Here is a 12176-nt window from a genome sequence, read left to right as displayed (position 1 = left end):
CAGTGTGTCAGGCCTGGAAGGTGCCGTCGAGATACACCCACGCGCCGTCGACCCGCACGAACGTGCTCAGCTCGTGCATCGCGTCGCGGACGCCGTCGAGCTTGTAGTGCGCGATGAACTCGACGGTGCCGTTGTCGTCGAACGGGCCGCCGCGCTGGGTGCCGACGATCTCCAGGAACAGCCATCGCTGTGCCGGGTCGAGCGCGAGCTCGGCGGGGCGGGTGTTCGGGTGCCAGGAGCGCAGCAGGTAGTCCACGTCACCGATGACGTAGGCGGTGTAGCGCGAGCGCATCAGGGTCTCGGCGGTCGGCGGCGGTTTCGCGCCGGCCAGGATCGGGCCGCAGCAGGCGTCGAACGGTTCGCCGCGCCGGCACGGACATGGTTTCGCTTCACCCATGCGGGTCATCCTGCCCGGTCGGCCGGTGCGAGCGGGCAGGTGGTCAGGCGAAGGGCTGGTGGGCCAGCGGGACCAGCTCGAGCGCCCGTGCCAGCTCGGCGGTCTGATCCCGCCAGCGCCGCAGATCGGTCACGCTCGGCGCCATCTCGTAGTCGAGGTGGTGCGCGGCCCGCGACAGCGCCGCCCACACCGCGCCCACCTGCCCCGCGGTCTCCGGCCCCGCGTACACGCGCAGGGCCAGCAGCTGGGCCCGCATCGGACAGCGCATGAGCTCCGGCGCGATCTGCGCCCACAGTTCGTCGACGGCCTGCTCGAGCGCGAGCCGCAGAATCCACGCCACCGCCCGCGACCACACGCCACCCGCATCCGAGACGGAGCCGGTCAGCAGATGCTCGGCCGCCTCGAGCCGCTCGGCCACCGAGGGACGCGGCGTGTAGGTCACGCCGCGGCGACGAGTACGCCTGTTCACGACAGCGCCACCATGCGGCCGCCACGGGGTGGCGCACCGAGCACCCGCGGCTTACGACCCCGACCCACGGGCGGTGCCCCGCCCACCGCTCGCGAACACGGCACCGCGACCGGCGTTCGGCCACGACCGCTCACCGGGGTGCTCGATCCCGCGACGGGGTGCGAGGCCACTTCTCGTGCTGGTCGCGCGCGGTGACCTCGGCGCGCGGGCTGACGATCGTTCCGCTCTGCCGAACGGTCATGCCCCACCCCGCTCATGAGCGCACCGCGGCGGGTTCATGAGCACGCAGCCACGCGATGAATCGTTCCGTGTCGCTGATCAATTCGCGCATCGGGCGGTCGATCGGGACGTGCGCGCCAGCGGTGGCGTCGCGCAGCACACCGACCAGCCAGCGGCCGCCGACGGCGCTGAGGTGCTTGTTGAGGTCGTCGACGCGGGCGCCGGTGCCCATGATCGCGAGGGTGAGCATGGCGCGCGTGGTGTGGGCCTTGCGCACGCGCCGTTCCACTTCGGCGTGGTCGAGGCCGGTGGCGAGCAGTTCGTGGCGGGCCTTGGCCAGCCCGGCGGCCTCGATCGCGGAGCGGCAGCAGGTGGCGACGAGCTCGTCGGCGATGGCGGGCGGCAGCTGGGGTGTGCGCAGCAGCGACCGCGCGTCGTCGAGGTAGCGGCGGACCGGATCGCCGGTCACCCGCACCTCGACGACGGAACGTTCGCGGCGCTGCACCTCGAGCACGGTGGCGTCGAGCTGCATCCGCCGCACCGCCTCGGCCAGGCGCTCGTCGTGGGTGAACACCACCACCTGCCGGGTGATCGCCACCTCGGCGAGCACCCTGGCCAGCCCGTCCACCTTCGCCGGATCCATGGCCTGCACCGGGTCGTCGATCATGACGAAGCGGAAGGGGCTGTGCGCCATGGTCGCTCGCGGCAGGAACAGCGACAGCCCGAGCGCGTGCAGCTCGCCCTGGCTCATCACGCCGAGCGCGGCGCCGTCGACCTCGTCGACCGTGACGTCGAGCAGTACCCGTCGCGCCGTGCCCGCGCTGCCCTGCAACCGGATCGCCCCGAGTTCCACATTGCTCTGCTGCCGCAGCGTGCTCCACACCCAGCGGGCGGTGCTCTCCAGCGGGCGCATCCGCTCGCCACGGATCGTCGCGGTCGCGGACTTGAGCCAGTCGGCGGCCTTCTTCACGACCCGCAGTTCGCCCGCGTCGGCGGAGACGGTCCGTGCCGGGCGGAGCCAGTCGAGAATGCGCGGGACCAGCGGCGACCACACCGAGTCGAGCCGCTCGAGTTCGGCGCCGGTCTCGCGGTGCAGGGCCGCGAGCTCCGCGGTGAGTTCGGCGTGCGTCACGCGGATCCGCTTCGGCATCCCCTCGTCGAAGTCGGCCTCTCGCAAGGCAGCCCACGCCGCCCAGCAGCGCCGAACGCTCGCGAGCCGAGCGCTGAGAACAGACGTCCCACCGCCGGTCACCGGACTACCTCCGGTCGACGCCTGCCCTCCGCCAGTGACCGGACTACCGTCGGTAGTCGCCTGCCCTCCGCCGCTAACCGGACTACTGCCGGTACTCCCCTGCCTTCCGCCGGCTTCCTCATTTCCCTCGTGCACAGGTGGCATCAATTCGGCTGGAACCCGGGAGGACAACGCCCGGACGGCAGCCAGCGCGGACTCGAACTCGGCGCGGGCCGCGCGAAAGGCTGCGAGATGAGCTCCGCGCTCGGCGATCTCGGCATCGGCGGCGGCGAGCCAGGCCTCGTCGAGGTCGCCGCGGCCGCAGACCGGGCAGGGGCAGGCGCCCGCGAGAGCCGCGTGTTCACGTGCGCGCGTGAGCAATTCGAGGACGCGCAGGTCGGACTCGGCGTCGGCGGTGGCGTGGCGTGACAGTTCCGCCGTCGCGTCGGCGAGCCGATCCACCGCCGCCTCGACCTCGGCGGCGCCGGGGAGGGCGAGGCGCAGGATCGCGCGCAGCCCCTCGGGCCCGTCGACGTCGAGCACCGACCCGGCGACGGCCGCGGCCACCGCGTCGAGGTCGGGTTCGGGCGCACGCAGCAGCTCGGCGACGCGACGGGCGCGGTCGTCGTCGACCTCGACCAGTTCGGCCAGCAGGTCGGTCCGCGACTGCCGCGAATCCTTCACGGCCCGTTCGAGTTCCAGCTTGCGCAGGCGGATGCGTTCGGCGGCGGCGGCGAGTTCGTCGAGGCCGAGCAGGCGGTGCAGGGCGTCGAACAGGTCGCTGGGCTTGCCGTCGACGAGGGCGCCGAGTTCGCTGTAGGACAGGAACGGGCGGTACAGGTCGAGCCGCTGACGGCTGCTGCGCGGATCCACCGGGGTCGACGGCGCGGCGCCGCGCCGCTCGGTCCATTGCGCGTCGGCGAGGTCACCGCCGGGCGCCCAGTGCGCGGCGACGGTGAGTTCGGTGTCGGCGCCCGCGGTGAGCAGGTCGACCTCGATCCGGGCGAGGTCGGGTTCGTGCAGGTTGCGCCATCCTTCGCGCCACGCGGTGGACCGGCCGTCCCAGCGCCGGTTGCCGCCGGTCAACGCGAATTCGGCGGCCTCGGCGAAGCTCGACTTGCCGCTGCCGTTCCGGCCGACGACCAGGGTGAGCCCGGGGCCTGGGTCGAGCCGCAGCGTCGCCGTCGGCCCGATGCCGCGGAAGCCGTGCACCGAGATGGCGCGCAGGAAGACGCCGGTGTCCCCGGCGTCCGGTTCGGCCCTGTCGTCGTCGGCCTCGGCGAGCGCGGCCATCACACAGTCGGCGACCTGCGCGTCCACGGCCGGATCGGCCGCGAGCTCGCGCGCGACCACCTCGGCGATCCGATCCGAGCACACCCTGCGACATCCCCCTTCGCGCCCGTGCGCACCACGGCGGCCGGCGCACGGCCGACCAGATCCTCGCGGGAAACGCTACCTGATCGCGGTGCGTTCGCCCAGGGGATGCGCAGTGCCCCAGCGAATCTGCCCGCGGGAGTGGAATGGCCATCGTTGAGCCGCGGCGGGCCCATCGATGTCCACCCCTCGTCCACCCCGGCGGGCAGCTCGATGAGGTGTTCACACCCGCGATACGCTCCGTTGAGCGGCGTGGGCGGTCCGGGCGAGCCGAACAGGTCAGAATGCCAGACTTTGCCGCAGGCAGCAAGAGGGAAAACGTGAATCCGCCACAGTAACAGCGTTTTCCAGGTGGTTCACCGACGTGCGCGGCAGTTGTCGGTGCGCTGCGGTAGATATTGCGGCGACACAGAACGGGGGAAGGCGATGACCGACCGACAGGCGCCGTGGACCGAGGAGCAGGTCCGCGCACTCGCGCCCGACGCGAGCTCACTGGCTGCCGCGCGCAAGCTGGCCGGTCGCTGGCGCGAGACCGGCGCCGACGGGAACGCCGTGTGGGGGCTGTGCCAGGGCAGCGGCGCCAAGCCGTATCAGACCGTCGTCGATCTGGCCGGGCCCGCGTACAAATGCTCGTGCCCGAGCCGGAAATTCCCCTGCAAGCACGCCCTGTCGCTGCTGCTCGCCTGGTCGGGCGGCACGGTGCCGGACCGGGACGCGCCCGCCGATTTCGCGGCCGAATGGCTGGCGGGCCGGGCCGCCAAGGCCGCCGCGCCCGCCAAGGCCAAGGCGTCGACGACCCCGTCACCGGCGACCGTCGAGCAACGCCGGGCGCGGGTGTCGGCGGGACTGACCGAGCTGGAGGTGTGGCTCACCGACCAGATCCGCACCGGCCTCGCCCAGACCGACAGGTCGTTCGCCGCCTACGAGGCGATCGCGGCACGGATGGTCGACGCCCAGGCGCCCGGGGTCGCGGCCACACTGCGCCGGCTGCCCGCCGCGATGATGTCGACCGAGCACTGGCCGGAGCTGCTGCTGCGCGAGTACGCCCGGCTGCACCTGCTGGTGCTGGCCCATCGCGGTATCGACGCCCTGCCAGAGCCGCTGCGGGCGGGCGTGCGCACGCATGTCGGCTATCCGACGAACGCCGAGACCGTGCTGGCCGAGCCCGCGGTGCGTGACCGCTGGCAGGTGCTCGGCATGCGGGTCAGCGAGGAGGAGCGGCTGCACACCCGGCGCACCTGGCTGCGCGGCCGCGAGAGCGGGCGCTGGGCGGTGCTGGTCGAGCATTCCTTCGGCTCCCCGAATTTCACCGGCGAGGTGCCCGCACCCGGCCACGAGATGGACGCCGACGTGCATTTCTATCCCGGCGCGGCGCCGCTGCGCGTGCAGTGGGGCACCCGCCACGGCGTGCCTGAGCCGTTCACCACCGTGCCCGCGCTCGGCGGCCACACGATCGCCGACGCGCTCGACGCCTACGCCGCCGCGCTGGGCGCCGATCCCTGGCTGCGGGCGTGGCCCGCCGTGCTGGCCGAGGTCGTCCCGGCGCTCGACGAGCACGGCTGGCAGCTGGTCGACGCCGAGGGCACGGCCCTGCCCCTGCCCGCCGGGGTGCGGCCGTGGCGGTTGATCGCCGTGTCGGGTGGTCATCCGGTGACGGTCGCCGGCGAGTGGCGCGCCGACGGTTTCGACCCGATCTCGGTGCTCAGCGCGGGCGAGGTGAGCGATCTGGAGACCGAGTTCCCGAGCGGGTCCGCCCCGTCTCCCGAACTGGCCGAACTGGTTTCGGTCGCGCTGCTCGGTACCGCGCGACGCGGCGTCGACGGCCTCGAGGTGGCGGCGGCGGTCACGGACGCGGTGCCGCGTCACGCGGGGGAACCGGCCGTCCGGCTGCTCGACACCGCCGCGCTCCAGGACCTGTACCTGCGCGGCGGCCGGCTCCCCGGCACCGCACCCAAACCCGAAGCCGCCGCGGACGATCCGCGTCCGCTGCTGCCCCGCAAGGCGGCCGAACGGCTGCGCCGGATGCTGGCGGACAAGTCGGCCTTCCTGCCCGAGTGGTTCGCCGCCGCGGCGCCGTCCGATTTCCGGCTGCCGGATGTGCTGTGCGTGCAGGCGCTCACCGCCGCCTCCGACGTGCAACTGCGCGGTCCCCTGTTGCGGCTGGCGGGACGGCGTGGGCGCTGGCTCGCGGCACGCAATCCCGCGTGGTCGGCGTTGCTCGACGCGTTCCCGGCGGATCCGGCCGACGCGGTCATCGACGGCGAGACTTCGGTTGTCACCCAGGATGTCTGGCTGTTCGGCGCGCCGGGCGAACGCAAGGACTGGTTGGCCCAGCTGCGGCGCAGCGATCCGGCCGCCGCGCGCGAGGCCCTGAGCGCCGCGTGGGCGAAGGAGTCCGGCCCGATCAAGGCCGAACTGCTCGCGCTGTTGGAACACGGCCTGAACAGCGCCGACGAACCCTTGCTGGAGCGGGCGCTCGACGATCGGCGCGGCGATGTCCGGCGGACGGCGGCGAACCTGCTGGCCCGCCTGCCCGGCTCCGCGTACGGACAACGGATGGCCGCCCTGGTGGCCGCGTGGGTGCGGGTCGACGCCGACGGCGGCGTGGAGGTCAGCGTGCCCACCGAGGTCGACGCGCAGGCCCGGCGCGACGGCATCACCGACGGCACCGATCAGGCCAGATTGCGCTGGGACACTCCCGATTCGACCGTGACGACGCTGCACCAGGCCGTGTCGGCGGCGCCGCTCACGGCGTGGGCGCCGCTGGTCGGCGCCACCGGCTCGGCGACCGCCGAGGCGGCCATGGCGCTCACGCTGCCGCCGCGCTATGCCAAGGCGATCGTCGACGGCTGGGTCGACGCCGCCATCGCCCAGCGCGAGACCACCTGGGCGCGTGCGCTGTTCGCCAACGCGACCCCGACCGAGCAGGCCGTGCTGCGCCGCCGTGAACTGTTCGGCCTGCTCGCCGCCGCCGACCGGATCGAGCACGTCCTCGACCTCGACGCGCATCAGCTCACCGAACTGCACGCGGTCCTGCCCGGGCTGGACCATCCCTGGCCCGCCCCGGTCGCCGACCACGTGCTGCGGCTGCTGAGCGAACGCGCGCGCACCACGGGCCGCCAACCGCATGCCAGCGCGGGGGTCTACACCGACCGCGCGCTGCTCACCGCGGCGGGCGTGCACCTGCCCGTCGACCTGGCCGCGCGCGTCACCGCCCTCGCCGACACCACCGACGACCCCGCCTGGCAACAGGCCTTCTACCGACTCGCCCACGATCTCACCGACCGCGCGACCATGCTCGAGGAGCTGCGATGACCACCACCGAACCGGCAACCACCCTGCTGCGGCCGCACGCCGAACAGGCCTTCGCCGACGAGCTGGCCGCGCTGGCCCGCGTCGACGATCGGCCCCGACCGCCGTCCTGGCGGCTGTCGCCGTGGGCGGTGGTCACCTATGTGCTCGGCGGCACGCTCGACGACGGGACGGTGATCACGCCCAAGTACGTGGGGCCGCGGCGGTTGATGGAGGTGGCGGTCGCGACCTTGGCCACCGATCGCGCGCTGCTGCTGCTCGGCGTGCCCGGCACCGCCAAGACCTGGGTGTCGGAACATCTCTCGGCGGCCATCAGCGGCGAGTCGACGCTGCTGGTGCAGGGCACCTCGGGAACCGCCGAGGAGGCGATCCGTTACGGCTGGAACTACGCCAGACTGCTCGCCGAGGGGCCGAGCGACGCGGCGCTGGTGGCCTCGCCGGTGATGACGGCGATGCGCACGGGCGCGATCGCGCGGATCGAGGAACTCACCCGCATCCCGTCCGATGTGCAGGACGCGCTGATCACCATCCTGTCGGAGAAGACGCTGCCGGTGCCCGAGCTGGGCGCGGAGGTGCAGGCGGCCAAGGGCTTCAACGTGATCGCCACGGCGAATGATCGCGACCGTGGCGTCAACGATCTGTCCTCGGCGCTGCGCCGTCGTTTCAACACCGTGGTGCTGCCGCTGCCCGCCGACGAGGACTCTGAGGTGGCCATCGTGAGCAGGCGGGTCGAACAGCTCGGCGCCGCACTGGAACTGCCGACCGTGCCCGCGGCCGCCGAGGAGGTGCGCCGGGTGGTGCGCGTGTTCCGCGAGCTGCGCTCCGGCATCACCGCCGACGGCCGCACCAAACTGAAGACCCCGTCGGGCACGCTGTCCACGGCCGAGGCCATCTCGGTGATCACCAACGGCCTGGCGCTGTCGGCGCACTTCGGCGACGGCGTGCTGCGCGCCTCCGACATCGCGGGGGCGGTGCTCGGTTCGGTCATCAAGGACCCGGTCGCCGATTCGGTCATCTGGACCGAGTATCTGGAGGCCGTCGTCCGTGAACGCCCGGACTGGGCCGACTTCTACCGTGCCTGCCGCGAGATCGCCGGCTGAATCCGCGACGGACGAGGGGAACGAAACACCTGGTGGGCACATGGGGCTTTCGATGAGTGAACACAGCGGCCGCGGAACCCGGCCCAGTCGGTACACAGGTACGGCCGTCGCGCACGCCGTCCGCTCCGCCGCTTCTTCCGTCAGCGCGACCGGAATCGGGAACGGCGCGGGACCCCTGCTCAGTGCTGCCCGGACGGAGATGCCGAAGGCTACCTGCGATCCGGCGGAGGTAGCCGACGAGACGAACACGACAGTCGGCGGACTGTCCTCCCCCGGCACCGCGCACGTCGAGACGGCGCCGACGGCAGGCGTTGCGAGTTCGCCACGGCGACAGGGCACCGAGGAGGGTGCCGTGACCAAAGTCTTCGGGATCCGGCACCACGGTCCCGGGTCGGCGCGATCCCTGCGGCAGGCACTGGCGGAATTCGCGCCGGATGCCATTCTCATCGAGGGGCCCGCCGACGCCGACCCGCTGGTCGGATACGTCGCGGCGGACTCCATGCACCCGCCGGTGGCGCTGCTGGCCTATGTGCCGGATTCGCCTGCCCGCGCAGCTTTCTGGCCGTTCGCGGTGTTCTCCCCGGAGTGGCAGGCCATGCGCTACGGCGTCGAGCACGCGGTGCCGGTGCGGTTCTGCGACCTACCCGCCGCGCACGTCCTCGCCGCCGACGAGGACACCCGCGGTGATCGCACCGACCCGCTCGGCACTCTCGCCGCGGCCGCCGGCTACGACGACGCCGAACGCTGGTGGGACTCGGTCGTCGAATCCGTCCCCGACAGCGCCGCTTTCGACGCCATCACCGAGGCCATGGCCGCCCTGCGCGAGGACGCTCCCGACCACGCACCCCCCGGCGCCACACCCGCCGTGACCCCACCGATCGACGCGACGTCGCCGGTCACCGCCGACCAGGACGCAGCCGACGCACTCGGGCCCGGCGACCCGTCGACGGGAGATCCGACCGAACCGGCGTGGCCGGGTTCGGATTCGCCTTCCGGACAGCCGGATCGGTGGGCGCCGCTGGTGGTCGACGAGCACACGTTGCGGCGTGAGGCGTACATGCGGCAGGTGCTGCGGCAGACGCTCAAGGACGGGGCCAGGCGGGTCGCCGTGGTGTGCGGTGCGTGGCACGCGCCCGCGCTGACCGGTCCGCTCGGGCCCGCGGCGCCGGATGCCCGGCTGCTCAAAGGGCTGCCGAAGACCAAAGCCGCGCTGACGTGGGTGCCGTGGACGCATTCGCGCCTGGCCACCAGCTCCGGGTACGGCGCCGGCGTCACCTCACCGGGCTGGTACCACCACCTGTTCACCGAGACCGAGCGTCCGGTGGCGCGCTGGCTGACCAAGGTGGCAGGGGTCCTACGGGCCCACGACCTGCCCGTGTCGAGCGCGCACATCATCGAATCCGTCCGGCTGGCCGACACCCTCGCGGCGCTGCGGGACCGGCCGCTGCCCGGCTTGTCCGAGGTCACCGAGGCCGTGCGGTCGGTGATGTGCGCGGGCGACGAGACGATGCTGCGGCTGGTGATCGACGAACTGGTGGTCGGCGAGACCCTCGGCAGCGTGCCCGAGGACACCCCCACCGTTCCGCTGGCGGCCGACCTGCGGGCCAGGATCAAGACCCTCCGGCTCAAGCAGGAGGCCCTCACCCGCACCGTCGACCTGGACCTGCGCAAGGACCGCGACGTCGAACGATCACACCTGCTGCACCGGCTGCGCCTGCTCGGGATCGACTGGGGCACACCGACGGTGGGCGAGGTCCGCAACACCGGCACCTTCCGTGAGACGTGGGCGCTGCGCTGGGAACCGGAATTCGCGGTGCGCATCGTCGAGGCCGCGGTCTGGGGCACCACGCTGCGCACCGCCGCCGAGGCCAAGATCCTCGACACCGCCAGCCGCGACGCCGTCTCGGTCACCGAGCTCGCCGACGCGCTCGAGACCGCGCTGCTCGCCGATCTCGGCGGCGCCACCGAGGGCCTGATCACCCGGCTCGAGGCGGCCGCTGCCCTGGATCACGACGTCACCCACCTGCTCGGCGCGCTCCCCGGCCTGACGCGGACGCTGCGCTACGGCGACGTCCGCGGCACCGACACCAAGGCGCTGGCGCACGTCGCCGACGGCCTGCTGGTGCGGATCTGCGCCGGCCTGCCCGGCGCCGTCACCGGCCTCGACACCGACGCGGCCGAGGCCCTGCGCGCCCAGATCGACGCCGCGCACACCGCCATCAGCACCCGCGACGACGAGCACGCGAGCACCGAATGGCTCTCGACCCTGCAGCGCATCGCCGATCGCGACGACGTGCACGGCGCGATCGCGGGCCGCGCGGTGCGGCTGCTCTGCGACGCCGAGCGCATCGACGACGCCGATTCGGCCCGGCGGCTGGCCGCCGCCCTGTCCGTCGGCAACACCCCGGCCGCCAAGGCAGCCTGGATCGACGGCTTCCTCGGCGGCCGCGGCCTGCTGCTCGTGCACGATCGGGAGTTGTTGCGCCGCATCGACGAATGGCTGCGCGAACTCGGCGAGGACCAGTTCGTCGCCACCCTCCCGCTGCTGCGCCGCACCTTCGGCTCCTTCGAATCCGGGGAACGCCGCGCGATCGGGCAGGCACTGCGCGATACGGGTCCGACCAGGTCGACCACGGCAGCCGCCGTCGCTGTCGATCCGGCCCGTGGACAGGTGGCGCTGCGGGCGGCCGCCACGATCCTTGGAGCGACGGGATGAACCCGGCCGCACCGACACCACGTGGTACCGGCACCGGGCCGTCGGAGTGCCGCCGGAGTCCGGGCCACGTCGCGCTACCGGAGGATTGGTCGCCGGAGCGCGGGACCCACCCCGCAGGACTTCCGAGGGTTACCAGACGCGTGCCCCCTCGCTCGACTGCCACACCGTTCGTTCCCGAGGAGCTCCGATGACCGACATCGACGAATCCCACGCGCGCCGTTGGCGACTCGTGCTCGGCACCGCCGCCGAGGAACAGCTCGGCGGGCTCGCCAGCGGCCCCGACCAGGCGATGGACCAGGCGCTGGCCGCGCTGTACAACACCGGCGAGTCCAGCGGTTCCACGAAAAGGTCCGGCGGACTGGGTGGTTCGGCGCCGCGGGTGGCACGCTGGCTCGGCGACATCCGCACCTACTTCCCCGCGACGGTCGTGGAGGTGATGCAGCGCGATGCCGTGCAGCGGTTGAACCTCACCCAGCTGCTGCTCGAACCGGAGCTGCTGGAATCGGTAGAACCCGATGTACACCTGGTCGGCACGCTGCTCGGGCTCAATCGGGTGATGCCGGAAACCACCAAGGCGACCGCGCGGATGGTGGTCGAGAAGGTGGTGCGCGAAATCGAACGCCGCATCGCCGCCAAGACGGTGGCCGCGGTGAGCGGCGCCGTCAATCGCGCCGCCCGCACCCATCGGCCGAAGCTGCGTGACATCGATTTCGACCGGACCATCCGCAAGAATCTGGCCAACTACCTGCCCGAGCACCGCACCGTTGTCCCCGAACGGCTGGTCGGTTACGGACGCAAGGCGCAGTCGATCCAGCGGGACGTGGTGCTGGCGATCGATCAGTCCGGGTCGATGGCGGCCAGCGTCGTCTACGCCTCCGTCTTCGGCGCCGTGCTGGCCTCGATGCGGTCGTTGAAGACCTCGCTGGTGGTGTTCGACACCGAGATCGTCGACCTCACCGAGCAGCTCAGCGACCCCGTCGACGTGCTGTTCGGCACCCAGCTCGGCGGCGGCACCGACATCAATCGCGCCATCGCGTACTCGCAGTCGCTGATCACCCGCCCCACCGACAGCCTGTTCGTCCTCATCTCCGACCTGTACGAGGGCGGCGTACGCGAGGAGATGCTGCGGCGCTGCCACGCGATGAAGGAGGCGGGCGTGCAGGTGGTGGTGCTGCTGGCACTGTCCGACGAGGGCGCCCCCGCCTACGACCACGACAACGCCGCCGCGCTGGCCGCGCTCGGCATCCCCGCCTTCGCCTGCACCCCGGACAAGTTCCCCGACCTGCTGGCCGCGGCGCTCGACCGCGCCGATATCACCCACTGGGCGGACCGCAACGCTCCCGCCGTGTGACGGCCCG

The 12176-nt window shown here is 72.7% G+C and carries 7 protein-coding genes; 4 read left to right on the top strand and 3 right to left on the bottom strand.

Translation table 11 applies throughout. From position 1 onward, the window contains the following. Positions 1-7 precede the first annotated feature (7 nt). The 3 genes from AB0H56_RS04815 to AB0H56_RS04805 all read right to left on the bottom strand — a co-directional run bounded on the left by AB0H56_RS04815 (position 8) and on the right by AB0H56_RS04805 (position 3693). On the bottom strand, positions 8-406 hold the full coding sequence (locus tag AB0H56_RS04815; RefSeq protein WP_357157182.1) for a YchJ family protein: 399 nt from the start codon (positions 404-406) through the stop codon (positions 8-10). A gap of 34 nt (positions 407-440) precedes the next feature. Next, positions 441-866 (bottom strand): hypothetical protein, encoded by a 426-nt coding sequence (locus AB0H56_RS04810; RefSeq protein WP_357157179.1) that lies wholly within the window; start codon positions 864-866, stop codon positions 441-443. 253 nt (positions 867-1119) lie between these two features. Next, a complete protein-coding gene (locus AB0H56_RS04805) occupies positions 1120-3693 on the bottom strand; it encodes an AAA family ATPase (protein ID WP_357157176.1) in 2574 nt (857 codons plus the stop codon). A 423-nt stretch (positions 3694-4116) separates the two neighbouring features. Between AB0H56_RS04805 and AB0H56_RS04800 the strand changes: the two genes are divergently transcribed. The 4 genes from AB0H56_RS04800 to AB0H56_RS04785 all read left to right on the top strand — a co-directional run bounded on the left by AB0H56_RS04800 (position 4117) and on the right by AB0H56_RS04785 (position 12169). After that, positions 4117-7005 carry an SWIM zinc finger family protein gene (locus tag AB0H56_RS04800; RefSeq protein WP_357157173.1) on the top strand — a complete coding sequence of 963 codons (2889 nt, stop codon included), beginning with the start codon at positions 4117-4119 and terminating at the stop codon, positions 7003-7005. Next, the gene (locus tag AB0H56_RS04795; RefSeq protein ID WP_357157170.1) at positions 7002-8102 is read left to right on the top strand and encodes an AAA family ATPase; all 1101 of its coding nucleotides are present in this window, start codon (positions 7002-7004) and stop codon (positions 8100-8102) included. The genes AB0H56_RS04800 and AB0H56_RS04795 overlap by 4 nt, the downstream gene beginning before the upstream one ends. A gap of 352 nt (positions 8103-8454) precedes the next feature. Continuing rightward, positions 8455-10818 (top strand): DUF5682 family protein, encoded by a 2364-nt coding sequence (locus tag AB0H56_RS04790; RefSeq protein WP_357157167.1) that lies wholly within the window; start codon positions 8455-8457, stop codon positions 10816-10818. A gap of 187 nt (positions 10819-11005) precedes the next feature. Beyond that, entirely contained in the window at positions 11006-12169 is a 1164-nt protein-coding gene (locus AB0H56_RS04785) for a VWA domain-containing protein (protein WP_357157164.1), read from the top strand. Positions 12170-12176 lie beyond the last annotated feature (7 nt).

Source organism: Nocardia sp. NPDC050717, assembly GCF_040654275.1.
In the GTDB taxonomy this organism is placed as follows: Bacteria; Actinomycetota; Actinomycetes; order Mycobacteriales; family Mycobacteriaceae; genus Nocardia.
The sequence above is the reverse complement of the archived record's forward strand: the minus strand, read 5'-3'. Positions and strand labels throughout refer to the sequence as shown.

What these genes read in the sequence shown, in the direction of transcription:
- AB0H56_RS04815 (WP_357157182.1), bottom strand. Translation starts at nt 406, where the DNA reads ATGACCCGCATGGGTGAAGCGAAACCATGTCCGTGCCGGCGCGGCGAA.
- AB0H56_RS04800 (WP_357157173.1), top strand. Translation starts at nt 4,117, where the DNA reads ATGACCGACCGACAGGCGCCGTGGACCGAGGAGCAGGTCCGCGCACTC.
- AB0H56_RS04795 (WP_357157170.1), top strand. Translation starts at nt 7,002, where the DNA reads ATGACCACCACCGAACCGGCAACCACCCTGCTGCGGCCGCACGCCGAA.
- AB0H56_RS04785 (WP_357157164.1), top strand. Translation starts at nt 11,006, where the DNA reads ATGACCGACATCGACGAATCCCACGCGCGCCGTTGGCGACTCGTGCTC.